23 protein-coding genes and 1 riboswitch are annotated in these 24409 nt (G+C 71.4%); of the genes, 14 read left to right on the top strand and 9 right to left on the bottom strand.

Annotation, left to right across the window (positions count from 1 at the left end):
- Both ACIG36_RS25055 and ACIG36_RS25050 read left to right on the top strand, forming a co-directional pair.
- Nucleotides 1-615 carry a GNAT family N-acetyltransferase gene (locus ACIG36_RS25055; RefSeq protein WP_399931897.1) on the top strand — a complete coding sequence of 205 codons (615 nt, stop codon included), beginning with the start codon at nt 1-3 and terminating at the stop codon, nt 613-615.
- Nucleotides 612-1676: a C45 family autoproteolytic acyltransferase/hydolase gene (locus ACIG36_RS25050; protein WP_399931894.1), complete on the top strand. Its 1065-nt coding sequence runs from the start codon at nt 612-614 to the stop codon at nt 1674-1676. The genes ACIG36_RS25055 and ACIG36_RS25050 overlap by 4 nt, the downstream gene beginning before the upstream one ends.
- Nucleotides 1677-1727: 51 nt before the next feature.
- Here ACIG36_RS25050 and ACIG36_RS25045 read toward each other — a convergent pair whose 3' ends face one another.
- Nucleotides 1728-2303 carry a TerD family protein gene (locus tag ACIG36_RS25045; protein ID WP_399931891.1) on the bottom strand — a complete coding sequence of 192 codons (576 nt, stop codon included), beginning with the start codon at nt 2301-2303 and terminating at the stop codon, nt 1728-1730.
- A 258-nt stretch (nt 2304-2561) separates the two neighbouring features.
- Here ACIG36_RS25045 and arfB point away from each other — a divergent pair, with 258 nt between their 5' ends.
- Nucleotides 2562-2990: an alternative ribosome rescue aminoacyl-tRNA hydrolase ArfB gene (arfB, locus tag ACIG36_RS25040; RefSeq protein ID WP_399931889.1), complete on the top strand. Its 429-nt coding sequence runs from the start codon at nt 2562-2564 to the stop codon at nt 2988-2990.
- A 121-nt stretch (nt 2991-3111) separates the two neighbouring features.
- Nucleotides 3112-3669, top strand: a complete 558-nt coding sequence (locus ACIG36_RS25035; protein WP_399931886.1) for a class I SAM-dependent methyltransferase — start codon at nt 3112-3114, stop codon at nt 3667-3669.
- Nucleotides 3670-3685: 16 nt separating this feature from the next.
- Here the strand turns inward: ACIG36_RS25035 and ACIG36_RS25030 are convergent, their stop codons facing one another.
- A complete protein-coding gene (locus ACIG36_RS25030) occupies nt 3686-4186 on the bottom strand; it encodes a flavin reductase family protein (RefSeq protein WP_399931883.1) in 501 nt (166 codons plus the stop codon).
- 450 nt (nt 4187-4636) lie between these two features.
- On the opposite strand from ACIG36_RS25030, the gene cdgB reads away from it, so the two are divergent.
- Nucleotides 4637-6391, top strand: a complete 1755-nt coding sequence (gene cdgB, locus ACIG36_RS25025) for a diguanylate cyclase CdgB (RefSeq protein ID WP_399931880.1) — start codon at nt 4637-4639, stop codon at nt 6389-6391.
- Nucleotides 6392-6534: 143 nt separating this feature from the next.
- Complete coding sequence (locus ACIG36_RS25020) at nt 6535-7482, top strand: CBM35 domain-containing protein (RefSeq protein ID WP_399931876.1); 948 nt, start codon at nt 6535-6537, stop codon at nt 7480-7482.
- On the opposite strand, the gene ACIG36_RS25015 is transcribed toward ACIG36_RS25020, so the two are convergent.
- From ACIG36_RS25015 to ACIG36_RS24995, 5 genes are all read right to left on the bottom strand, one after another.
- The gene (locus tag ACIG36_RS25015; protein WP_399931873.1) at nt 7479-8327 is read right to left on the bottom strand and encodes a class II fructose-bisphosphate aldolase; all 849 of its coding nucleotides are present in this window, start codon (nt 8325-8327) and stop codon (nt 7479-7481) included. The genes ACIG36_RS25020 and ACIG36_RS25015 overlap by 4 nt on opposite strands.
- Nucleotides 8328-8422: 95 nt before the next feature.
- Nucleotides 8423-9337: a 1-phosphofructokinase family hexose kinase gene (locus ACIG36_RS25010; protein ID WP_399931871.1), complete on the bottom strand. Its 915-nt coding sequence runs from the start codon at nt 9335-9337 to the stop codon at nt 8423-8425.
- 119 nt (nt 9338-9456) lie between these two features.
- A complete protein-coding gene (gene nagA / locus ACIG36_RS25005; RefSeq protein ID WP_399931868.1) occupies nt 9457-10611 on the bottom strand; it encodes an N-acetylglucosamine-6-phosphate deacetylase in 1155 nt (384 codons plus the stop codon).
- Nucleotides 10611-11609, bottom strand: a complete 999-nt coding sequence (locus ACIG36_RS25000; RefSeq protein ID WP_399931866.1) for an ROK family protein — start codon at nt 11607-11609, stop codon at nt 10611-10613. Before ACIG36_RS25000 ends, nagA begins: the two co-directional genes overlap by 1 nt.
- A 194-nt stretch (nt 11610-11803) precedes the next feature.
- On the bottom strand, nt 11804-12727 hold the full coding sequence (locus ACIG36_RS24995; protein WP_399931863.1) for an SIS domain-containing protein: 924 nt from the start codon (nt 12725-12727) through the stop codon (nt 11804-11806).
- 204 nt (nt 12728-12931) lie between these two features.
- Between ACIG36_RS24995 and ACIG36_RS24990 the strand changes: the two genes are divergently transcribed.
- The 3 genes from ACIG36_RS24990 to otsB all read left to right on the top strand — a co-directional run bounded on the left by ACIG36_RS24990 (nt 12932) and on the right by otsB (nt 15380).
- Nucleotides 12932-14194, top strand: coding sequence for an ABC transporter substrate-binding protein (locus ACIG36_RS24990; RefSeq protein ID WP_399931860.1), 1263 nt, complete (start codon nt 12932-12934; stop codon nt 14192-14194).
- 10 nt (nt 14195-14204) lie between these two features.
- A complete protein-coding gene (locus tag ACIG36_RS24985) occupies nt 14205-14465 on the top strand; it encodes a DUF3263 domain-containing protein (RefSeq protein WP_399931857.1) in 261 nt (86 codons plus the stop codon).
- A gap of 75 nt (nt 14466-14540) precedes the next feature.
- Nucleotides 14541-15380, top strand: coding sequence for a trehalose-phosphatase (gene otsB, locus ACIG36_RS24980; RefSeq protein ID WP_399931854.1), 840 nt, complete (start codon nt 14541-14543; stop codon nt 15378-15380).
- A gap of 8 nt (nt 15381-15388) precedes the next feature.
- Here otsB and ACIG36_RS24975 read toward each other — a convergent pair whose 3' ends face one another.
- Both ACIG36_RS24975 and ACIG36_RS24970 read right to left on the bottom strand, forming a co-directional pair.
- Nucleotides 15389-16864: a trehalose-6-phosphate synthase gene (locus ACIG36_RS24975; protein ID WP_399931852.1), complete on the bottom strand. Its 1476-nt coding sequence runs from the start codon at nt 16862-16864 to the stop codon at nt 15389-15391.
- Between the two features lie 41 nt (nt 16865-16905).
- Nucleotides 16906-17853 (bottom strand): glucosyl-3-phosphoglycerate synthase, encoded by a 948-nt coding sequence (locus ACIG36_RS24970; protein ID WP_399932309.1) that lies wholly within the window; start codon nt 17851-17853, stop codon nt 16906-16908.
- Nucleotides 17854-18072: 219 nt separating this feature from the next.
- A riboswitch (SAM riboswitch) is annotated at nt 18073-18215 on the top strand.
- Between the two features lie 17 nt (nt 18216-18232).
- On the opposite strand from ACIG36_RS24970, the gene thrC reads away from it, so the two are divergent.
- From thrC to ACIG36_RS24945, 5 genes are all read left to right on the top strand, one after another.
- Nucleotides 18233-19558: a threonine synthase gene (gene thrC, locus ACIG36_RS24965; RefSeq protein WP_399931850.1), complete on the top strand. Its 1326-nt coding sequence runs from the start codon at nt 18233-18235 to the stop codon at nt 19556-19558.
- Between the two features lie 68 nt (nt 19559-19626).
- Nucleotides 19627-19902 carry a MoaD/ThiS family protein gene (locus ACIG36_RS24960; RefSeq protein ID WP_399931847.1) on the top strand — a complete coding sequence of 92 codons (276 nt, stop codon included), beginning with the start codon at nt 19627-19629 and terminating at the stop codon, nt 19900-19902.
- Nucleotides 19903-20337: 435 nt separating this feature from the next.
- The gene (locus ACIG36_RS24955) at nt 20338-20544 is read left to right on the top strand and encodes a cold-shock protein (protein WP_005486335.1); all 207 of its coding nucleotides are present in this window, start codon (nt 20338-20340) and stop codon (nt 20542-20544) included.
- Between the two features lie 406 nt (nt 20545-20950).
- Nucleotides 20951-22573: a chaperonin GroEL gene (gene groL, locus ACIG36_RS24950; protein ID WP_399931845.1), complete on the top strand. Its 1623-nt coding sequence runs from the start codon at nt 20951-20953 to the stop codon at nt 22571-22573.
- A 184-nt stretch (nt 22574-22757) separates the two neighbouring features.
- Entirely contained in the window at nt 22758-24404 is a 1647-nt protein-coding gene (locus ACIG36_RS24945) for a DNA repair helicase XPB (protein WP_399931842.1), read from the top strand.
- Nucleotides 24405-24409: the final 5 nt, after the last annotated feature.

Here is a 24409-nt window from a genome sequence, read left to right as displayed (position 1 = left end):
ATGACCTGGTCGCAGAAGGCGGCAGTGGTACTGCAGAACGATCACGTGCTGCTCCGGCCTGTCACTCCCGAGGACCGGGAGCCGGTGCGGGCCGTCGCGATGGCGCCGGAGATCTGGCGCTACTTCGTCTCCGCGGTCGAGAACGACGCCGATTTCGAGGAGTTCTTCGACGCGACCCTCGCCGACCACGCAGCCGGCCGGCGGGCGGTGTTCGTCATCGTGGACAAGGGCTCCGGCCGGGTCGCGGGGAGCATGAGCTTCGGGAACATGGCCGAGGGCGACGCCCGGCTGGAGATCGGGTGGTCCTGGCTGGGCCTCGACTTCCAGGGCAAGGGCGTCAACCGCTGGGCGAAGTTCCTGCTGCTGGAGCATGCCTTCGAGGGGCTGGGTGCCGAACGCGTGGAGTTCAAGACCGACGAACTCAACGAACAGGCGCGGCAGGGCCTGCGGAACATCGGGGCCACCGAGGAAGGAACCCTGCGCAGCTTCAACTACATGCCGGGCGGGCGACGTCGTGACGCGGTCTTCTACAGCATCCTCCGAGCGGAGTGGCCGCGGGTGAAGAACGAGCTGGCCGTGAACGCCAAGGTCTCCTGGGCGGGCGCGGCGAAATGACCACGGACGCGGACGTGGCCTTCCTCCGCCTGTCCGGCAGCCCCTTCGCCATCGGGCGCGGCCACGGCGAGGCCCTCGCCGCGCCCCTTCGGTCCTTCCTCGACGACTCGGTCTGCCGGCTGAACAAGGTCATGCAGGATCCCGTCAGCGTGGCGGGCCTGCGGCCCCTGATCTCCGCCTACCGGGCGGAGACCGCGGCCGCGGTGCCCCGGTTGGCCGAGGAGGTCGAGGGCCTCGCCGCCGGAGCGGGCATCAGCGAGGAGGAGGCGTGGCTGCTGCAGCTGCGCCGGGAGATCATGGGCTATCGGAAGGTGCCCACGGCGGGAGACTGCACGACCTTCGCCAGAGTGGGCACCGCCGCGCACGGGCAGCCGGTCCTGGCCCAGACCGTTGACCTCAACGGTGACCTGGACGACCGCATCAGTGTCCTCGAGGTGGCCGCACCGGGAGTGGACCGCCGTTCGCTGATCCTCAGTTTCGCGGGCCTTCTGGGGTACCTGGGGGTGAACAGCGATGGGCTGGCGGTCGGGCTGAACCTCGTACTGGGAGGGGAATGGCGACCGGGGCTGCCGCCGTACCTGGCCATTCGCCACCTGCTCGACACGTCGTCCGATGTGACCGAGGCCCTGGAGACGCTGCGCGGGCTGAAGCTGGCGAGTTCACGCACGCTCGTCCTGTGCGACCGCGAGCGCGTCGCTTGGGTGGAGTGCCTGGGTGACGACCTCAGGGTCATGCGGGCGACGGAGGTCGCGCACACGAACCACTTCCTGGACCCGGACTTCGCGGCGCACGACGAACTGAACGTATTCGCCCGCAATTCCTCGGTGCGCCGCTTGGAGGCGGCGCGGGCGGGCCTGGCCGCACTGCCCGCCACCGCTGACGCGGAGGACTACTTCGGCCTGTTGTCGCGCCCGCCGATCTGTGTGCCCGACACGGGGGACATCCGGCGCGAGCGGACCGTGGCCGCCGTGGTGATGCTGCCCCAGCGTGGCGAACTGCACCTGCGGCCCGGGGATCCTTCGCTCTCCACGACGCGTGTCTTCCGGCTGCAGGCGGGCTGACCCCCCGGGCCGGCGCGGCAGTGAACCCGCGGCCGGCCCGGTCGGTGGTCGTCAGACGTTGACGCCGAAGTCCTGGGCGATGCCCGCCAGGCCCGAGGCGTAGCCCTGGCCGACCGCGCGGAACTTCCACTCCGCGCCGTGGCGGTAGAGCTCGCCGAAGACCATGGCGGTCTCGGTGGCGGCGTCCTCGCTCAGGTCGTAGCGGGCGATCTCGGCGCCGCCGGCCTGGTTGATGATGCGGATGTAGGCGTTGCGGACCTGGCCGAAGTTCTGCGAGCGCGTGGTGGCGTCGTAGATGGAGACCGGGAAGACGATCTTGTCGATGTCCGCGGGGAGCGCGGCCAGGTTGACGTTGATCTGCTCGTCGTCGCCCTCGCCGGCACCGGTGACGTTGTCACCGGTGTGGACGATGGACTGGTCCGGGGTGGACTTGTTGTTGAAGAAGACGAAGTGCGAGTCGGAGTAGACCCGGCCGCCGCCGTTGACCGCGATGGCGCTCGCGTCGAGGTCGAAGTCCGTGCCGGTGGTGGTGCGCACGTCCCAGCCGAGGCCGACCGTGACGGCCGTCAGGCCCGGGGCCTCCTTGGTGAGGGAGACGTTGCCGCCCTTGGACAGGCTTACAGCCATGGGATGTGTCCCTTTCGTCGGTTCACGGGCCCGCTCGTGGGCCCGCGCACTCGAAGTGTGCAGTCACCCCCGATAACGCCGATCGGGGGAGGAAGGGTTCCAGCTCGCTTTGCTTTCTTTGCTCTTTCCTGACGCCCGGCGGGGGAAAGCGGAGGGAAGCGGGCGAAGAGGGCCGGCGAAGGCGGCCGGACCGCCGACGGGAAGACTGCCGGGAAATCGAGGTGACGGCCACGCCCCCGGCGCGGGATCATGGCTCGTATGTCCGGTCCACACGTCATCCGCGGTTCCGTCTCCCTTCCCGAGGCGGAGCTCATGTGGCGTTTTTCGCGTTCCTCCGGGCCGGGCGGTCAGCACGTCAATACGAGCGACAGTCAGGTGGAGCTGAGATTCGATCTCGCCGCCACCGACGCATTGCCGCCGGTATGGAAGGAACGGGCGCTCGAGCGGCTGGCCGGTCGGCTGGTCGGCGGCGTCGTGACCGTACGGGCCTCCGAGCACCGTTCGCAGTGGCGCAACCGCGAGGCCGCGGCCGTACGGCTGGCGGCGCTGCTGGCGGAGGCGACCGCCCCGCCGCCCAAGCAGCGGCGGCCCACGAAGATTCCGCGCGGCATCAACGAGCGGCGGCTGCGGGAGAAGAAGCAGCGCGCCGACACCAAGCGCGGCCGGTCGGGCCGCGACTGGGGTTAGCCGGCCCGGTTCCGGTTGCCCCGGCACCGTCGGCCCGGTTCCGGCCCCGTCGGCTCGCCCCGTCGGACGGTTCCTGCCGGCCCCGCCGTTACGGCAGGCCCCGCGCCGGGAAGGAATCCCCGTGGTCAGGACCCCCACCAGCTGCTACGCCTTCATCGGACACCCCCTCATCAGGGCCGCCCTGGGCGACAGGCCGTCGCGCGACGTCCACTGGATCGCCCCGGTCGCCGGGGGGACGCGCTGCGCCGAGATCGGCAGCGGTGGCGGCTTCTACACCGCCGACCTCGCCGCCCACCTGGGATCCGGCAGCCTCCTCGTCGCCCTGGACCCCGCCGCCCACGACCCCCGCGCCCGGCGCGCCGTGGGGCCGGGCGCCACGACCGTCCACGTGACCGGTGACGGCCGCGCCCTGCCGTTCGCGTCCGCGAGCCTCGACGCGCTGCTGTTCAGCTACAGCCTGGAGGAGATGTCCGGCCCTGACGTGGTGCTGGCGGAAGCCGGGCGGGTGCTGCGGCCGGGCGGGCAGCTCGTGCTGTTCGTGTGGCGTCCCCTGACGCGCCGCCGCATCCGGTCCGCGCTCGCCGCCCTGACAGGGGATGACGGGCGGCCCGGCGCCTTTGTCCTCGTCCGGGCCCGCCGTGGGTTGCAGAATCTGCGCCTGGCCTACCGGAAGCGCTGACCTCGACGGCCGGGGCTCAGCCCAGCTGGCGGTACCGGCCCCGGAAGTACGTCAGAGGGCCGCTCTCCGTGGCCGGGGTGTCCGTGCGCAGGACACGGCCGATGACGAGCGTGTGGTCCCCCGCAGGCACCCGCTGCTCGGTCCGGCACTCCAGTACGGCCAGGGCGCCGCGCACCAGCGGTGCGTCGGTCTCCTTGCCGCGCTCGTAGGGGATGTCCTCGAACAGCAGGCGGTCGCTGATGCGGCCCTTCATGGCGAAGCGGCCCGCGATGTGGCGCTGGCTCTCGGCGAGCACGGAGACGCCCCACAGCGGCTGACGCTCGAGGAGGTCGTCCATGCGGGAGCCGTTGCGGACGCTGACCATCACCAGGGGCGGGTCGAGGGAGACGGAGAGGAACGAGGTGGCCGTCATGCCGACGTCCTCGCCGCGCGGACCGTCCTCGGGGTCGTGCGCGGTCACCAGCACGACGCCCGCGGCCAGGCGGGCGAGGGCGGCGCGGAATTCGTCGGCGGTCACCCCTTCAGGATGAGCTATGCCGGTCTCTGTGGCCGAAGTCGTCTGCAACACGCCCAGCACGCTAGTCGCCCCGGGGGAGGGGCCGCATCGGGCTGGGGGACCAGACGGGTCCTAGGACGAAAGCGCCGGGAAATGATCGACAGCGCTTTCAAAGCGCTGCGAACAAGCCAGGGAAAAGTCCTCGAATCGACATTCGCGACAACGTCGGTCGGCCATCCGTTGCAGTGTTCGTCATCGCGCCCGCAGGTCTTCGGATTTGCGTTCAGGAAGCATAGAGGCGCAGTCGAACGCCAGTATCGCAACACCATCACATCATGTGACATGAGTCACAGATGGCAGTAATTGTTGACCCTGTGTACCGAGTGGTCAGCTCGCTGTGATTCAGTGGCCCGGTAAACGGACGAACAAGAAGCCTGGAGTTGCTGTCGAGGTCTCGGGGGAGAGCGAGCTATGGAGACCGAGTCGGAGCCGTATGTCCGCCTGGCGACCTTGCGACAGGTCCATCGGGCGATCGCGGAGCTGAACACCGCGCGCAGCCTCGCCGACACCCTGCAGACCGTCGCCGACGGCATCGTCACCGGGCTCGGCTACGAGCTCTCCGCCGTCAACCTCGTACGCCCGGACGGTGATCTCGTCGTGGCCGCCGTCGCCGGAAGTGCCAGCGCCGAGGCCCTGATGGCGGGCCGCGTCGGCTCGCGCGTCTCGTGGGAGCGCCGGCTGGCGATGGGCGACCACTGGGGCGATCTGCGCTTCATCCCGTACACCGAGGGCTGGGTCCTCGACGACGACGACGTCCCCCAGTGGCACACCGGTGGGCCCGCCCCGCGCTTCGCCGACGAGTGGCACCCGATGGACCGGCTCTTCGCCCCGATGTACACGACCGGGCCCTCCGGCGGCGAGCTCCTGGGCGTCATCTCGGTGGACAAACCGACCAACGGCCGGAGGCCCGGCGCCTGGGGCCGCGAGGCGCTGCAGATGTATGCGTCGCAAGCGGCGATTGCGATCAGTAACGCTCGTCTACGCGCAAATATGCAACGCGCCCTGGTCCGGCTCGAAAGGGAGCAGCAGGCGCTGCGCGCCAGTGAGGAAAGCTTCCGCCAGGCCTTCGAGTACGCGCCCAGCGGCATGGCCATCGCCGAACTCGGCGGCGACCAGCACGGCCGGCTGCACCGCACCAACGACGCCCTGTGCCGGCTGCTCGGCCGCTCGGCGTCCCAGATGCGCCGCTACTCCTTCTCCGACCTCGTCCACCCCGAGGACATCGGCACCCTCCTGCGCACCTCCGCCGAGGGCGGGCGCGCCGAGCTGCGCCTCGCCCGGCGCGACGGCACGTTCGTCTGGGTCTCGCTGCGCAACTCCGTCGTCGCCGACGCCGCCGACGGGCCGCGCTTCCTGCTCACCCACGTCGAGGACATCGAGGAGCGCAAGCGGCACGAGCTGCAGCTCGCCCACCGCGCCAGCCACGACTCGCTGACCGGGCTGCCCAACAGCGCCGAGCTGCGCTCCCGCCTGAGCAGCCGGCTGTGCGCCCGGCCGCCCGGCAGCGAGACGCACTCGGCGGCGTCCGGGCCCTACGGCCACCTCGAGGGCTTCGCCGAGGTCGAGAGCGCCGCGGGCGTGGCGGCGGCGGGCTACGGGGGGCACGCCCATCGGGACAGCGGCCCGCACGGGCACGGCTTCGGTGCCGATGTCGCCGGGCCCGACTACGTCCCCGACGACTTCGGCGGCGTGGCCGGCGGCGTGCCCGGCGGCCCGTACGACCACCACGAGCACACCATCGCCCCCGACGAGGACGGCGCCGACGGCACGAAGGGGCTGGCCGTCCTCTTCTGCGACCTCGACGGCTTCAAGTCGATCAACGACAGGTTCGGGCACCACACGGGCGACGCCGTCCTGATCGAGGTCGCCCACCGGCTGAGCAACGGTGTGCGCGACGGCGACACGGTCGCCCGCCTCGGCGGTGACGAATTCGTGGTGCTGGCCGACGGGCTGGGGCAGGCCGACGCGGAGGATCTCGCGGTCCGGCTACGGAACGCGATCATTCCGCCCATAAGGGTGGACGGCAGGGCGGTCCGGGTCGGGGCGAGCTTCGGGATCGGCTGGGCGGGCTGCGGAATGTCCGCCGACGAGGTGCTGCGCTCGGCCGATCAGCGGATGTACATCGAGAAACGGTCGCGCGCGAAGGCGGGCAGACGCGCCGGGTGAGTGCGGGTTTGCACCTGTTGGTGCGGTCTGGACCACGGCGTGATCCGGCCGGGTCGGGGTAGGCTGCGCCGATGCGGCACCGCCGCCGACCGTGCGTACGAGCGTGGGCGCCGATGGGCACACCATGTGGGGAGTGACAGGGGATGACGGCCGGTAACAATGGCACCGGGACGCCGGAGAACGACGACCCGTTCGGTTACCTGTACCGCTCGGAGGGCGGAGACGGGGCCACCGAGGGTGGCCAGGGCCAGACCGCCGGCCGCCAGCCGGGTGTTCCCCGAACGTCGTACAACCAGGTACGTCCGGTGGGCTCCCGCCAGTACGGCCAGCAGCCCGCCGCGCAGCGCGCCGCCGCTTCGCAGCCCAACCCGCACTACTCGGCCCCCGAGACCCTGCCGGGCGGCGCGGCCGCGTCCCGCTCGGGCGGGCACGGTGGTCACGGCGGTGGCGCGGGTGACCGGCCGAAGCGGCGCGGGCTGCTCATAGCGGCGATAGCCGTCGTCCTGGTCGTGGCCGGTGGCATCGGCGTCGCCGTGATGACGAACAGCTCGGGCGACAAGGGCGGCTCCCAGGCCGGGGGCGACAGCAGCAAGGTCGTCACGGACGACTCGGGCAAGCCCGACGAGTCGAAGAAGAAGAACGACAAGGGCGACCCGCCCAAGAACCCGTCGGCCAACGGCCTGCAGAAGCGCGACGCCGCGAGCCTGCGCCTGAGCGGGGGCGCCAGCACCGAGAAGTCTGTGCAGGGTGCTCAGGCCGACGGCGGGACGTACATCACCGGGATGAATCAGACGGGCGCGGCCGTCGAATGGACCGTGGACGTGGAGAAGGCCGGGAACTACCGGCTGAACCTCCGCTACGGCGTACCCGGCAAGGACGCCAACCTCACCACGTGGGCGAACGGCAACAAGACCTTCACCCCCATAAAGATGAAGAACTATGGTGCCAAGCCGGGTGACTGGGAGCGCGGCTGGTTCACCAGCTGGGTCCAGGTGACGCTCAACAAGGGCACCAACGTCCTCAAATTCTCCTGCGAGTCCGGCAACTCGTGCGAGTCCCACCTCGACCAGGTCTGGCTCTCGGAGGGCTAGCACTGCTCCCGGCTTCCGGAGTCTCCGACCGTCCGCAAGAACCCTGCCACCGTTCGAGCCATGGCCTCCCTGGCAAGGGCCAGGTACTTGCGGGGGTCGACCGTCGTGGGGTGGGTGTCGAGGTAGGTCCTCACCGCGTGCGTGAACGCCGTGTTCAGGGCCGTTCCCACATTGATCTTCGTCATGCCGGCCGCCACCGCGCGGCGGAGTTCGGACTCCGGGACGCCCGACGAGCCGTGGAGGACGAGGGGGACGCCCGTCGCCGCGCGGAGGGCTGTGATCAAGGTGTGGTCGAGGGTGGCTGTGCGTTCCGTCATCGCGTGTGAGGTGCCGACCGCCACCGCCAGGGCGTCCACGCCCGTTTCGGTCACGTAGGCCGCCGCCTCGGCCGGGTCGGTGCGGATGCCGGGGGTGTGGGCGTCGCCCGCCTTGCCGCCGATGCGGCCCAGTTCGGCTTCCAGCCACAGGTCGCGTTCGTGGGCCCAACGGGCCGCTGCCGCCGTCGCCTTGACGTTGTCCCCGTAGGGGAGCTTCGAGGCGTCGAACATCACCGAGCTGAAGTCGTGGGCGGCGGCCGAGTGCAGCAGGGTCGTGCTCTCCACGTGGTCCAGGTGCAGGGCCAGGCGGGCGCTCGAGGCGCGGGCCACTGCGGCCGTGGCGGCGGCCAGGGGGGCCAGGTCACCGCCATGGAACTTCACGGCGTTCTCCGAGATCTGGAGGATGGCCGGGGCGCCCGCCGCCTCGGCGCCGGTGGCGATGGCCTCGGCGTGTTCGAGGGTGATGACGTTGAAGGCCGCTACGGCTTTGCCCGTGGTCATGAGGTCTGCGGTGCGGGTGAGTGTCATGGGGTTTCTTTCCCCCACCCCGCCCCTTCCCGTAACCGGGGCTTCGCCCCGGACCCCCTTTGTCCTCAAACGCCGGACGGGCTGAAATTAGGCCGTCAGACCTCGGCCACCCTCACCTTCCCCAGCAGCTTCTCGTACACCCCCGCGTCGAACTCGCCCGCCGCCGGGGCCGCCACCGTTGCCGCCGACAGGGCCACCGCCCGTACCAGGCGGTCCGGCCAGGGCAGGTTGTCCGACCAGCCCGACAGGAGGCCCGCCACCGCCGAATCACCCGCTCCCGTCGGGTTGCCCGGCAAGGGCTTCGGTGGGGTGGCGCGCCAGGTGCCGTCGGGGGTGAGGGCCAGCATGCCGTCCGGGCCCAGGGACGCCGCCACCGCGTGGGCGCCCCGGCGGCGGGCCGCCATCGTGGCGCGCAGGGGGTCGGTGGTGCCGGTCAGGGCCGACAGTTCGGCGGCGTTCGGCTTGACCACGTCCGGGCGGGCGGCGATGCCGCGCCGCAGCGGCTCGCCGCTGGTGTCCAGCAGCACCGGGACGCGCCGGGCACGGGCGGCACGTACGAGATGGGCGTACGCGCCCACCGGCACGCCCGGCGGCAGGCTGCCGCACAGGGCCACCGCGCGGGCGTCGCGCAGGAGATGGGTGTAGCGGTCGTCGAACGCGGCCCACTCGGCGGGCGTCACGTCGGGGCCCGTCTCGTTGAGCTGGGTGGTGTCGCCCGTCGTGCCGTCCACGACGGCGACCGTGCGGCGCGTGGTGCCGGTGATGCGGACGAACTCGTCGGTGACGGAGGTCTCCGCCAGCAGTCCGCGCACGGTGTCGCCCGTGGCGCCGCCCGCGAAGCCGGTGGCCACCGTCTCGTGGCCCAGCGCCGCCAGCACCCGTGCGACGTTGACGCCCTTGCCGCCGGGGCGTTCGGCGGCGCGAGTGACGCGGTGCGAGGTGTGCGGGCGCAATTGTGGGACGCGATATGTCAGATCGAGCGCGGCGTTGAGCGTGACCGTGAGGATCATCGGCGCCTCTCTCCTCGACCGGGACGACCCGGGTGTCGACCGCGCCAGCGATCATGCCAAAACAGCGGCTGCAGGCCCAGACCTCCTGACCTGCAGCCGCTGTTCAACGTGCGGAAAAATTACCGCACTTCAGGCCTAACCAGCCATTCGCCCCGGCGCATGACGCCCACCAGATCGTACGAACCGTCGAACACCACCAGGTCCGCGTCCTTGCCCGGCTCCAGCGAGCCGATCCGGTCGGACAGGCCCAGCAGCCGGGCCGGGTTGGTGGACAGCGCCCGCACCGCGTCCTCGAGCGGCAGCTTGTCGATGGTCACCGCGCGCTTGAACGCGGTGTCCAGCGTGAGCGTCGAACCCGCGATGGAGCCCGCCGTCGGGCCGTCGGCGATCCGGGCGACGCCGTCCCTGACCTCGACGCCCATGGGCCCGAGGAAGTACATGCCGTCGTTCATGCCCGCCGCGCCCATGGCGTCGGTGATGAACGCGACCCGGTCCGCGCCCGCCCGCGCGAACGCCAGCTCCAGGACGGCCGGGTGCAGGTGGGTGCCGTCGTTGATCAGCTCGACGGTGACCCGCTCGTCCTCCAGCAGCGCCGCGACCGGGCCGGGCGCGCGGTGCAGCAGCCCCGGCATCGCGTTGAAGAGGTGGGTGGCGACCGTCGCCCCCGCCTCGATGGCGTCGAGCGTCGCCTCGTACGTGGAGTCGGTGTGGCCCACCGCCGCGATCACGCCGAGGTCGGCGAGCATGCGCACGGACTCCAGGCCGCCCGGCAGCTCCGGCGCGAGCGTCATCATGCGCGCCGCACCGTGCGCCGCGTCGACCAGCTTGCGCACGTCCGCCGGGTCCGGGTCGCGCAGCAGCTCCGGCTGGTGCGCGCCACAGCGGTTGGCGGAGATGAACGGGCCCTCGAAGTGGATGCCCGCCAGGTCACCCTGCTGGGTCAGCTCCGCGAGGACCGCCGCCTGCCGGGCGAGGTCGTCCAGGTCACCCGTGACGGTCGAGGCGATCATCGTGGTCGTGCCGTGCGCGCGGTGCGTACGGATCGTCGTGAGCGCCTCCTCCGCCGTGCCGCTGGAAAACGACGCCCCGCCGCCGCCGTGCAGGTGCATGTCGACGAAGCCGGGGACGATCGTGTGGCCGGTGAGGTCCAGGGTCGGCGACTCGCCCGGCACGTCGTGCGCGATGCGCCCGTCCTCCACCGTGACGCGGCCCCCTTCCGCCACCCCGGTCGGCAGCACCACGCGGGCGCCGGCGAGAACCGTTCGTTCGACCATCAGGGGGATACCTCCGTTGAGTGGGTGGCCGGTGAGTGGGAGGCCCGTGAGTAGGTGGCCTGCGTGGGCACGGCGAGGTCGAGCAGGTCCCAGGCGAGCAGGCCCGCGCCCAGGCAGCCGGCGGTGTCCCCGAGGGCCGCCGGGACGATGCGGGGGAGCTTGCGGAACGTGATGCGCTCCGCCACCGCCGCGCGCAGCGGCGTGAACAGCGTCTCGCCCGCCTCGGCGAGCCCGCCGCCGATGATGAGCGTGCGCGGGTCGAGCAGGCTGATGGCGATGACCAGGCCGTCGGCGAGCGCGTCGACCGCGTGCTGCCAGACCGCGCTCGCGCGCGGGTCACCCGAAGCGACGGCCTTCGCGCAGTCGGCGGCGTCCGCGTCCGCCTCGCCGCTCGCCCGCGCCCACGCGCGGGAGACCGCCGACGCGGAGGCCAGCGTCTCCAGGCAGCCGCGGCTGCCGCAGCCGCACGACTCGCCGTCAGGGCCGGGGCGCACCACGATGTGGCCGATCTCGCCCGCGTAGCCGTGGGCACCCTCCTCGATGCGGCCGTCGATGCCGATCGCGCCCGCTATGCCGGTGCCCAGCGGGACGAACAGGAAGCGGTCGGCGCCCTTGCCGGCGCCGACGCGCCCCTCGGCCACGCCGCCGGTGCGCACGTCGTGGCCCAGGGCGACGGGTATGCCGCCGAGGCGGGCGCTGAGGGCGTCGCGCAGGGGCAGGTCGCGCCAGCCGAGGTTGGCGGAGTAGACGGCCGTGCCGGTCGCGGAGTCGACAATGCCGGGGACGGCTGCGCCGGCGGCCACCGCGGGCTCGCCGAACCGGGTCCGGCCCAGCTCCTGGAGCTCGGCGGCGAAGTCCAGGATGCCGGCGACGACGGCCTCCGGGCCGCGCTCTCGGCCCGTCGGCCGACGGGCCTCGTGCAGCAGCGTGCCGTCCGGGCCGATCAGGGCAGCCTTGATTCCGGTGCCGCCCACATCGAGGGCGATGACGTGTTTCACCCATGTAGTTTCGCCCGGCCGGTGCGAAAGGTCTAGTCCACTCGCCGGTGGGGTGCGGGTTGGTGCGTTGTGCGGGGCGGGTGCGTTGTGCGGGGCGAGTGCGTTGTGCGGGGCGAGTGCGTTGTGCGGGCCGAGTGCGTTGTGGTGCCGTCCCGCCCCGGCCCCTCCCGCCGGATGCCGGGTGCGGGTCCGTTTCACTGGGCCAGGATCACGCTCCGCGTCAGGTTCTTCGGTGCGTCCGGGTTCAAGCCCCTTGCCTCGGCCACCCGTACCGCCAGGCGTTGGGTCCTCGTCAAGGTCGCCATCGGGTCCTCGCCTCCCCAGGCGTCCTCGCCGAGCAGCGTGCCCCCTGCCCTCGTCACATCGGTCGCCAGGCCCCGCGGCAGCTCGCCGAATCCCCATGTCACCCTGCCCGGGCCGGCGATCGCCAGCGGGCCGTGGCGGTACTCCATCGCCGGGTACGCCTCCGTCCATGCGCCGGCCGCCTCGCGCATCTTCAGGGCCGCCTCCAGCGCCAGCCCGTACGTCCAGCCGCTGCCCAGGAACGTCCACTGCTCCGCCGCCGGCGCGGCGTCCGGCAGCGGCGCGGCGAGTGCCGCCTCGGCATCGGCCGCCGCCTCCGTCACTGTTTTGACCCCGGCGGGCAGTCCCCCGTGGGCCTCCAGCCCGGCGCGCAGGCACGCCAGCGCGGTGGTCGCGAAGCGCGTCTGCACCACCGACTCCTCGTCCGCCCAGTCCAGTACCGCCACCTCCGCCCCCGATCGCATGACGGGACTGTTCGGGTCGGCCGTCAGTGCGAAGACTTTTCGGCGCTTGCCCACTTCCTCGATCAGGTTCAGTACCTCCGTCGTCGTTCCCGAGCGGGTGATCACCACCAGGCGGTCGTACGTGCGGGACACCGGGAACTCCGACGCCGCGAACGCGTCCGTCTCGCCCTGGCCCGCCGCCTCGCGCAGTGCCGCGTACGCCTGCGCCATGAACCAGGACGTGCCGCAGCCGGTCACCGCCACCCGCTCGCCCGGTCGCGGTAAGCCCGTCGTGCCGGGTGCGGTCGCCGCCGCCCGGCGCCAGGCGTCGGGCTGCGTGGACAGTTCGCGGGCCGTGAGGGAAGGCTTCATGCTGCTCCTCTGGGTGCGATCTTGTGTCGTCCCGTGCATAGCAGTCGCCCGTGACCTGGGGGAAGAGCCCTACGGCGATACCGAAGCGCAACGCCGGAAACGTAGACCGTAAGGTGGCGCGCGGGAGAGACTCACGGTCTCCACGGGACGAACACACGAACCACAAGGTGGGTAGCAGTAGTGCAGCGGCGGCGGTTCTTGGGCATGACGGCGGCAAGTGCCGCCACGGCGACGTTGGCACCGGTGCTGACCGCGTGCGGGACCGACACCCCCGGTGGTGACAAGCGGCTGAAGCTGGTCGCCGCCGACTACGGGGACAAGGAGGAGAACAGCTCCCGCAAGTACTGGGAGAACCTCGCCCGTGAGTTCGAGAAGGAACACAGCGGCATCAAGATCGACGTAGAGGTCTACAGCTGGACCGAGGTCGACAAGAAGGTCGCCGAGATGGTCGCCGGCGGCAAGGCCCCCGACATCGCGCAGATCGGCGCGTACGCCGACTTCGCCGCGACCGGCAAGCTCTACAGCGCCGACCAGATGCTCTCCATCCCCACCCAGGCCGACTTCATGGCGTCGATCGCCAAGGCCGGCGAGGTGCACCGGGTGCAGTACGGCATCCCGTTCGTCTCCAGCTCCCGCCTGCTGTTCTTCAACAAGAAGCTGTTCGCCAAGGCCGGCATCGCCAAGGCCCCCACGAGCTGGGACGAGATCCAGGCCGCCGCGAAGAAGCTCAAGGCCATCGGCGTGAAGATACCTTTCGGCCTGCCGCTGGGCCCGGAGGAGGCACCCGCCGAGACGATGATGTGGATGCTGAGCGCGGGCGGTGGCTACACCAACCAGGACGGCAGCTACTCCCTCGACTCGCCGGAGAACATCAAGGCCTTCACCTGGCTGCGCGACGAGCTGGTCGGCCAGGGCCTCGCCGGCTCCGGCGACCCCGCCCGCACCAACCGCCAGGAGGTCTTCGACGCCTTCTGCAAGGGCGACGTCGGCATGCTCAACGGCCACCCCACCCTGATGCAGCAGGCCAGGGCCGGCCGCATCGACTTCGACATGGCGCCGCTGCCGGGCGTCAAGGGCCTGTCCAAGTCGACGATGGGCGTCGCCGACTGGATGATGGCGTTCAAGCGGAACGGCCACCGCGAGCAGATCGGCACCTTCCTCGACTACGTCTTCACCAAGGACAACGTGCTGTCCTTCACCACCGAGTACAAGCTGCTGCCGGTGACCACCAGCGCCGCCGAGGCGATGAAGGAGAGCCGCGCCAACAGCGACCTGTGGCAGTTCCTGCAGCAGCTGACCAACGCCGAGTTCTACCCCGCCAACAAGACCTCCTGGGCCTCGGTCAGCAAGACGATCAAGGAAAAGATCGGCTCGACCGTGCGCAAGGGCGGCGACCCCGCCGCCGTCCTCGGCGAGATCCAGCGCGAGGCGCTGGCCACGGAGCTCGCCAACAGCACGGACCGCTAGGTTTGGCGGCATGAACGCCGGAACCGACGAGAACCGGGGCGAGCCGGGCGGCCTGTCCGAACAGGACCGCGCCGTGCTCGCCCTGGAACGGCAGAGCTGGCCGGGACCGGGCGCCAAGGAACGCGCCGTCCGCGAGCGGCTCGGCATCACGCCGACCCGCTACTACCAGCTGCTCGGCGCCCTCCTGGACGACCCGCGCGCCCTCGCCCACGACCCCGTCACCGTCAACCGGCTGCGCCGCCTGCGCGACGAGCGCCGCGCCCGCCGCTGACCGCCGCCGGGCCCGCACGTACCAACCCGTACAACTGCCCGCCCCGGCGCGGGGCGCCCCGGTAGGGTCGGCCGCATGGGCAGCCACCCCCTCCCGGAACCCGTCACCGCCGCCGGCCGCGACGGACTGGCCGCACTGCTCGCGCGACCCGCGGACGCCGTCATCGCGCTCGACTTCGACGGCACCCTCGCCGAGATCGTGCCCGACCCCGAACGGGCCCGCGCCCACCCCGGCGCCGTGCCCGCCCTCTCCCGCCTCGCGCCCCGCCTGCGCTCCGTCGCCGTGATCACCGGCCGTCCGGCCGGCGTCGCGGTGCGCCTCGGCGGCTTCGCCGGCGTCGCGGGCCTGGAGCACCTGGTCGTCCTCGGCCACTACGGCGCCGAGCGCTGGGACGCCGTGACCGGCACCGTGCGCGCCCCCGCCCCCCACCCGGGCGTCGCCGCCGTCCAGGGCGAACTGCCCGGTGTGCTCGACGCGTCCGGCGCCTGGCACGGCACCTGGGTCGAGGACAAGGGCCGTGCCATCGCCGTGCACACCCGCCGCGCCGACGACCCCCAGGCCGCCTTCGACGCCCTGCGCGGCCCGCTCGGCGACCTCGCCGCCCGCCACGGACTGATCGTCGAGCCCGGACGCCTGGTGCTCGAGCTGCGCCCGCCGGGCATGGACAAGGGCGTCGCCCTCGCCCAGTACGTCCGCGAAGTCGGCGCGGGCTCCGTCCTGTACGCCGGCGACGACCTCGGCGACCTCGCCGCCTACGCGGCCGTCGAGAAGCTGCGCGCCGAGGGCCTGCCCGGCACCCTCGTGTGCAGCGGCAGCGCCGAGGTCGCCGCGCTCGCCGAACGGGCCGACCTCGTCGTCGACGGCCCGGCCGGTGTCGTGGGGCTGGTGGAGGGGCTGGCGGAGAAGACCGGCTGAGACACCCCCTAGAGCGCCCCCAGCTGGTCCAGGAACCACCTTGCCGGAGGCAGCGCCGTCGCCGCGGCCGCCAGGCGCTTCGTCCGCTCCTCCCGCTCGCCCGGGTCCATCAGCAGGGCGATGTGCAGCGCCCGCGCCGTGGCCTCCACGTCGTAGGGGTTGATCAGGATCGCCTCGTCGCCCAGCTCGGCCGCCGCGCCCGCCTCCCGCGACAGCACCAGCGCGCAGCCGTGGTCGGAGACGACGGGGATCTCCTTGGCGACCAGGTTCATGCCGTCGCGGATCGGGTTGACCAGCGCCACGTCCGCCAGCCGGTAGGCGGCCAGGGACCGGGGGAAGTCGTCCTCCATCTGCAGGGCCACCGGCTGCCAGTCCGCCGTGCCGTACGTGGAGTTGATCTCCTCGGCGAGCCGGGCGACCTCGGCCATGTAGTCGCGGTAGACCGGCAGATCCTGCCGCGAGGGATAGGCGAAGGCGATGTGCACGACCTTGCCGCGCCACTGCGGGCGGTCCTCCAGCAGCCGCTGGTAGGCGCGCAGACCGCGGACGATGTTCTTCGACAGCTCGGTGCGGTCGACCCGCACGATCGTCCGGCGGCCCGGCCCGATCTGCCGCCGTAGCGCCGCCAGCCGCTCCTCGACGTCCGGGCGGTGCGCGCGCTCGCGCAGGAAGTCCGCGTCCGCGCCCAGCCCGTGCACGCCCAGCCGGGTCTCGCGCCCCTCGAAGAGCACCCGCGTCGCCACCCCGTCCTCGCGCACCACCTCCGCGCCGGGCAGCACCCGCTCGCAGCACGCGGCGAACGCCTCCGCCCAGCGCCTGGTCAGGAACGCCGCCCGGTCGCCGCCCAGCACACCCCGCAGCACCTGCTCGGCCACGTCGTCCGGCAGCAGCCGGTAGTAGTCCGGCGGCGCCCAGGGGGTGTGCGAGAAGTGCCCGATCCGCAGATCCGGGCGGCGCACGCGCAACAGGCCCGGCACCAGGGTCAGGTGGTAGTCCTGCACCAGCACACAGGCACCGGGGGCCGCCTCCTCGGCGATCGCGTCCGCGAAAGCGGTGTTGTACGCCTCGTACGCCGCCCACTGCGCCCGGAAGTCCGCGTCGAAGGACGGCTCCAGCGGGGTCTGCCAGAGCAGGTGGTGCACGAACCACAGCACCGAGTTGGCCACCCCGTTGTACGCGGCGGCGAACGTCCGCTCGTCGATGTCCAGCATCCGCACCCGGTGGCCGCCGGTGTCGGCCGCGTCGAGTCTTCGGCCCGCGCGCCGGGCCGCCGCCCGGTCGCCGTCGCCCAGCGCGGCGCACACCCACACCGCACCCGCGTCCAGGCCTATGGCGCTCAGCCCCGAGACCAGCCCGCCGCCGCCCCGCCCCGGCACGAGCGAGCCGTCCGCGCCCCGCCGGTACGAGACGGGGCCCCGGTTCGAGGCCACGACGATCGGCGCGGGGGCGAGGCCCGGCGCGGTGTCCGTGTGCTCAACGACCATGACGCCAGCCTTGCCCCCGGAAGAACCGCTCAAACGTACGCTTACGCGGCATGCCGCTGCGCGTACTCCGGTATGTCCGCCATCGGAGGCCGCTCCTCCGTGTCCACCGCGTACGTACGCGGCACAAACCCCTCCGCCGTGCGCTCGAACTGGGTCAGCACCGGACGCACCAGATGGCCGCGGGCCAGCCGGAGCTGCGCCGTGCGGTAGATCGCAGCCGCCATCCGGCCCAGCGCCCGGCCGTCCTGGTGCCGGTGCCTGCGCACCCCCACGTCCACCTGGGCGAGCGCGTCCAGGCCCACCGTGTGCAGCGCGTCCACCAGCAGGCCCAGCTCGACGCCGTACCCCACCGGGAACGGCAGCCGCTCCAGCAGCTCGCGGCGGGCCGCGTACTCGCCGCCCAACGGCTGCACGAAGCCCGCCAGTTGCGGCCAGTGCAGGTTGAGCAGCGGCCGGGCCACCAGCTCCGTCACCCGCCCGCCCTGGCCCGGCGCCTCGCCGAGCGGGCGGTCGTACATCGCCTTGACGAAGTGCACGTCCGGATCGGTCAGCAGCGGACCGACGATCCCCGACACGAACGCGGGCGAGAAGTCCCTGAGGTCCGCGTCCACGAAGCACACGACGTCACCGCTCGTCGCCAGCAGCGACCGCCACAGCACCTCGCCCTTGCCCGGCAGCGCCGGCAGCCGGGGCAGGATCTCGTCACGGTGCACCACACGGGCCCCGGCCGCCGCGGCGACCTCGGCGGTGCGGTCCGTGGAACCGGAGTCCAGCACCACCAGCTCGTCCACCAGCGGCACGGCGTCCGACATCAGCTCGCGGCGGATCGTCGCCACGATGTCGCCGACCGTCGCCTCCTCGTCGAGCGCCGGCAGGACGACGCTGACGGTCAGGCCGGTCGCGGCCTTCGCGTCGAGCAGCTGGTCGAGCGGACGGTCGGCTGCGGACCAGGATCGCCGGGCCAGCCAGCGCTCCACCTCTTCCAGCACCTGTACGACTCCTTGCATCGGCATGTGCGGGCCCGTATCGGCTCGCATCGGTTCTCTCGCTTGTATCGCGTGTATCAGCGCGCCCTGTGACGCGTCTCGCGGTGCGGACGGCCCTCCAACTCGGCCACCCCTTCCGTTACAGTCTTGAACAACGCGGACAGCCGTCGCATGTCGGGGTCGTCGCGCGAACAAACGCCTGGGCCATGCCCAGCGCCATACCGCTCATCCAGAGGGGCAGAGGGACACGGCCCGTTGAAGCCCCGGCAACCCTCCAGCCGGTCTCGGTCATCAGACGCGAGGCTCCCGGCGGGGAAGGTGCCAATTCCGTCTCGTGGCGAGGTTCGCCGCGAGGAAGATGAGGAGAAAGGGCCTCGCCTCCATGGCTGTCCAAGCCGTTGAAAGTCGTACCTCCCCCGTCGGCGGAGCCGACTCGAAAACATCAGCCTCCGGCGCCTTCGGCCCCGCCGTCGCGCTCTCCTGCCGCGAGTGCGGCGAGCGCTTCGACCTCGGCCCCGTCTTCGCCTGCGCCTCCTGCTTCGGCCCGCTCGAGGTCGCCTACGAGCTCCCGGCCGGCGGGCCCCGCGCAGCGGCGGAACTGCGCGCCCGGATCGAGGCCGGCCCGCCGAACATCTGGCGCTACGCGCCGCTGCTGCCCGTCCCCGCCGACGTCGCCGACCGGCCCGGCCTCAACCCCGGCTTCACCCAGCTCGTCAAGGCCGACAACCTCGCCGCCGAACTGGGCGTGACCGGCGGGCTGTACATCAAGGACGACTCCGGCAACCCCACGCACTCCTTCAAGGACCGCGTCGTCGCCATCGCCGTCGAGGCCGCCCGCACCTTCGGCTTCACCACCCTGTCCTGCTCGTCGACCGGCAACCTCGCGGGGGCCGTCGGCGCGGCCGCGGCCCGTGCCGGGTTCGCGTCCTGCGTCTTCATCCCGCACGACCTGGAGGCGGGCAAGGTCGTCATGGCCGCCGTCTACGGCGGCGACCTCGTCGGCATCGAGGGCACCTACGACGACGTCAACCGCTTCTGCTCCGAGCTCATCGGCGACCCGCTCGGCGAGGGCTGGGGCTTCGTCAACGTCAACCTGCGCCCCTACTACGGGGAGGGCTCGAAGACCCTGGCGTACGAGATCTGCGAACAGCTGGGCTGGCGGCTGCCGGACCAGATCGTGGTGCCGGTCGCGTCGGGATCACAGCTGACGAAGATCGACAAGGGGCTCAAGGAGCTCATCGCGCTGGGCCTGGTCGAGGACCGCCCGTACCGGATCTTCGGCGCCCAGGCGGAGGGCTGCTCGCCGGTCTCCCGCGCGTACAAGGACGGCCACGACGTGGTCCGGCCGGTGAAGCCGGACACGATCGCCAAGTCCCTCGCCATCGGCAACCCCGCGGACGGTCCGTACGTGCTCGACATCGCCCGGCGCACGGGCGGCGCCGTCGAGGACGTCGACGACGAGCGGATCGTGGACGCGATCAAGCTGCTCGCCCGCACCGAGGGGATCTTCGCGGAGACGGCGGGCGGGGTCACGGTGGGCGTGACGCGCAAGCTGCTGGAGAGCGGGGTGCTCGATCCTTCGCTGACCACCGTCGTGCTCAACACGGGGGACGGGCTCAAGACGCTCGACGCCGTCGCGGCCGGGCCCACGGCGACCATCCGGCCGTCGCTGGAGGCGTTCCGCGCCGCCGGGCTCGCCGGCCGCTGACGTCCGCGGGCCCACAGCATTCCTTCTTTCTCTTCCGCCTCTTCCGCTTCCCGAAGGGTGACTCCACCATGAGCGTTTCCGTTCGCATTCCCACCATCCTGCGCACCTACACCAATGGGCAGGCCGAGGTCTCCGCCGAGGGGGGCACCCTGCAGGAGGTCATCGCCTCGCTCGAGGCGAACCACCCGGGCATCGCCGCCCGCGTCCTCGACGACGCCGGGAAGCTGCGGCGGTTCGTCAACGTGTACGTCAACGACGACGACGTGCGCTTCGAGGGCGGGCTGGCCGCGGCCACGCCCGACGGGGCCGGCGTGTCGATCATTCCCGCGGTCGCCGGCGGCTGACCGGACGCCGATCAATGGCCTGAGGCTTTCTCAGGGTTCCTGCAGATTTCCCCGGAATCGCTCCGCCCGTAAAACGGACGGGGCGATTCCGCCTGTTGAGCCGCGATACAGTTGAGGCGTTCCCCCGCCGGTGTCACCACCGAACGCATATGAGAACCCGTCAAGTTGTGCGCGAAACACCTGCGCGATTTGTCGGGTTGGTTGCGTTATGCCCGGTCCGACTTGCCCGGGAAGCTGCGGAAATCGGTACGAATAACCGATCGGCCGCACCTGGAATTCTCGTCCGAGTGACCTGTTGCAGACGGCATCCGTGCAGATACATTCAGCCGCGGTCGACGCGTTCCGGCGCACACCTCCAACCTGTCTGGGGGTGAGGTCTGACCCGGGTCCGCGAAGTGCGGTCCTGTGCAAGGGCCAGTAATAGGGGAGTTAGGCATGGCTCAGGGCACCGTCAAGTGGTTCAACGCGGAGAAGGGGTACGGCTTCATCGCGGTCGACGGTGGTGCGGATGTTTTCGTCCACTACAGCGCGATTCAGATGGACGGCTACCGCACCCTCGAGGAGGGGCAGCGAGTCGAGTTCGAGATCTCGCAGGGCCAGAAGGGGCCGCAGGCGGACATGGTGAGGCTGGCCGCCGGCTGATCGCGACGCATCGACCCGGCTATACGGCTGCCGAGGGGTCCGCACCTTCCGACCAGAAGGTGCGGGCCCCTCGCGCGTGCGCCCGTGCGTGTCGCGTGTCGCGTGCATGCGCGGGCGCAAAGCTGGGCAGGACGTGGGATGTCCCGAGTCGCTTGCGCCCCCAGCCAACGCTGGGAGGTGCCCCCGCTGCCACCTTGGGTTGAGTCGACGTGGACCGCTTGCACTCGGGTGGGTCGAGTGCTAATCATTGGGCTTAGCACTCTCCTGGTGAGAGTGACAGATTTGGACCGTCGGTGAGGTCTGCGAGCCAAGCGGGGCAAGGAACCGCGGGGCGACCGGGCCGTCCGTCGCGGGCGCCAGCGCGGTCCGGAGCAGTCTCCACCCCGTCCTGGGAGGACCACTTCACATGGCCAAGATCATCGCGTTCGACGAGGAGGCACGGCGCGGTCTCGAGCGCGGGATGAACCAGCTCGCCGACGCCGTCAAGGTCACCCTTGGCCCCAAGGGCCGCAACGTCGTCCTCGAGAAGAAGTGGGGCGCCCCCACGATCACCAACGATGGTGTCTCCATCGCCAAGGAGATCGAGCTCGAGGACCCGTACGAGAAGATCGGCGCCGAGCTGGTCAAGGAGGTCGCGAAGAAGACGGACGACGTCGCCGGTGACGGCACGACGACCGCGACCGTCCTCGCCCAGGCGCTGGTCCGCGAGGGTCTGCGCAACGTGGCCGCCGGTGCCAACCCGATGGCGCTGAAGCGCGGCATCGAGAAGGCCGTCGAGGCCGTCTCCGCCGCCCTGCTCGAGCAGGCCAAGGACGTGGAGACCAAGGAGCAGATCGCCTCCACCGCCTCCATCTCCGCCGCCGACACCCAGATCGGCGAGCTCATCGCCGAGGCCATGGACAAGGTCGGCAAGGAAGGCGTCATCACCGTCGAGGAGTCCCAGACCTTCGGTCTGGAGCTGGAGCTCACCGAGGGTATGCGCTTCGACAAGGGCTACATCTCGGCGTACTTCGCCACCGACATGGAGCGTATGGAGGCGTCCCTGGACGACCCGTACATCCTGATCGTCAACTCCAAGGTCGGCTCGGTCAAGGACCTGCTGCCGCTCCTGGAGAAGGTCATGCAGTCCGGCAAGCCGCTGCTGATCATCGCCGAGGACGTCGAGGGCGAGGCCCTGTCCACGCTGGTCGTCAACAAGATCCGCGGCACCTTCAAGTCCGTCGCCGTCAAGGCCCCGGGCTTCGGCGACCGCCGCAAGGCCATGCTGGGCGACATCGCCATCCTCACCGGTGGCACGGTCATCTCCGAGGAGGTCGGCCTCAAGCTGGAGAACGCCGGTCTCGACCTGCTCGGCCGCGCCCGCAAGGTCGTCATCACCAAGGACGAGACGACCATCGTCGACGGTGCCGGTGACAGCGACCAGGTCCAGGGCCGCGTCAACCAGATCCGCGCCGAGATCGAGAACAGCGACTCCGACTACGACCGCGAGAAGCTGCAGGAGCGCCTGGCGAAGCTGGCCGGCGGCGTGGCCGTCATCAAGGCCGGTGCCGCCACCGAGGTCGAGCTCAAGGAGCGCAAGCACCGCATCGAGGACGCCGTCCGCAACGCGAAGGCTGCCGTCGAGGAGGGCATCGTCGCCGGTGGTGGCGTGGCCCTGCTGCAGGCCTCCTCGGTCTTCGAGAAGCTCGAGCTCGAGGGTGACGAGGCCACCGGTGCCGCCGCTGTGAAGCTGGCCCTGGAGGCCCCGCTCAAGCAGATCGCCGTCAACGGTGGTCTCGAGGGCGGCGTCGTCGTGGAGAAGGTCCGCAACCTCTCCGTGGGCCACGGCCTGAACGCCGCGACCGGCGAGTACGTCGACATGATCGCCGAGGGCATCATCGACCCGGCGAAGGTCACCCGCTCCGCCCTGCAGAACGCCGCGTCCATCGCCGCGCTCTTCCTGACCACCGAGGCCGTCATCGCCGACAAGCCGGAGAAGGCCGCCGCGGCCGCTCCGGGCGGCATGCCCGGCGGTGAGATGGACTTCTGATCCGTCGCTCCCAACGGATCGCTGTTCCCGCCGTTCACCACGGCACCGAGGGCGGCACCCCCACCGGGGTGCCGCCCTCGGGCGTTGTGTCACCGTGAGCGACGGCAGCCCGCTTTCGCCCCCCGGCCGGTAGACTGAGGAGTTTCGCGCGAGGGTTCGGCCGGGCCCGGTAGTGGAGGTATGAGTGACCTGCTTGATCGTCCAGAGCGACAAGACCCTGCTGCTGGAGGTGGACCACGAGCAGGCGGACGCGTGCCGCCGTGCGATCGCGCCGTTCGCCGAGCTGGAGCGGGCGCCCGAGCACATCCACACCTACCGGGTGACCCCGCTGGGACTGTGGAACGCGCGGGCCGCCGGGCACGACGCCGAGCAGGTCGTCGACGCGCTCGTCAGCCACTCCCGCTACCCCGTCCCGCACGCGCTGCTCGTCGACATCGCCGAGACCATGGCCCGCTACGGGCGGCTCAGGCTGATCAAGCACCCCACGCACGGGCTGGTCCTGGAGACCACCGACCGGCCGGTGCTGGAGGAGATCCTGCGCTCCAAGAAGATCCAGCCGCTGGTCGGCGCCCGCATCGACCCCGACACCGTGGCCGTGCACCCCTCCGAGCGCGGCCAGATCAAGCAGACCCTGCTCAAGCTGGGCTGGCCGGCCGAGGACCTCGCCGGGTACGTGGACGGCGAGGCGCACCCCATCGAGCTGCGCGAGGACGGCTGGGCGCTGCGCCCGTACCAGAAGCAGGCCGTCGACGGGTTCTGGCACGGCGGCTCCGGCGTGGTCGTCCTGCCGTGCGGCGCGGGCAAGACGCTCGTCGGCGCGGGCGCCATGGCGCAGGCCAAGGCGACCACGCTGATCCTGGTCACCAACACCGTCTCCGCGCGGCAGTGGAAGCACGAGCTGGTGAAGCGGACCTCGCTGACCGAGGACGAGATCGGCGAGTACAGCGGCACGCGGAAGGAGATCCGCCCGGTCACCATCGCCACCTACCAGGTGCTGACGACCAAGCGGAAGGGCATCTACCCGCACCTGGAGCTGTTCGACTCCCGCGACTGGGGCCTGGTCGTCTACGACGAGGTGCACCTGCTGCCCGCGCCCGTCTTCAAGTTCACCGCCGACCTGCAGGCGCGGCGGCGGCTGGGCCTGACCGCGACGCTCGTGCGTGAGGACGGCCGGGAGTCGGACGTCTTCTCCCTCATCGGCCCCAAGCGCTTCGACGCGCCCTGGAAGGAGATCGAGGCGCAGGGCTACATCGCCCCGGCCGACTGCGTCGAGGTCCGGGTGAACCTGACCGACTCCGAGCGGCTGGCGTACGCGACGGCCGAGACGGAGGAGAAGTACCGCTACTGCTCGACGACCGCCACCAAGCGGAAGGTCACCGAGGCGCTGGTCGCCAAGCACCGGGGCGAGCAGACGCTGGTCATCGGCCAGTACATCGACCAGCTGGACGAGCTGGGCGAGCACCTGGACGCGCCCGTCATCAAGGGCGAGACGACCAACGCGCAGCGCGAGAAGCTCTTCGACGCCTTCCGGGCGGGCGAGATCTCGGTGCTGGTGGTCTCCAAGGTCGCCAACTTCTCCATCGACCTGCCGGAGGCGACGGTCGCCATCCAGGTGTCGGGCACGTTCGGCTCGCGCCAGGAGGAGGCGCAGCGGCTGGGCCGGGTGCTGCGGCCGAAGGCCGACGGGCACGAGGCGCGCTTCTACTCGGTCGTCGCCCGCGACACGGTGGACCAGGACTTCGCGGCACACCGCCAGCGCTTCCTGGCCGAGCAGGGGTACGCGTACCGGATCGTGGACGCGGACGAGCTGCTGGCGGGGGAGGGGGCGTAAGGGGC

The sequence above is a fragment of the Streptomyces sp. NPDC053048 genome (assembly GCF_044547045.1).
Classification (GTDB): Bacteria; Actinomycetota; Actinomycetes; order Streptomycetales; family Streptomycetaceae; genus Streptomyces.
Note: the sequence above shows the minus strand (reverse complement) of the source record. Positions and strands in the feature narration are given on the sequence as shown.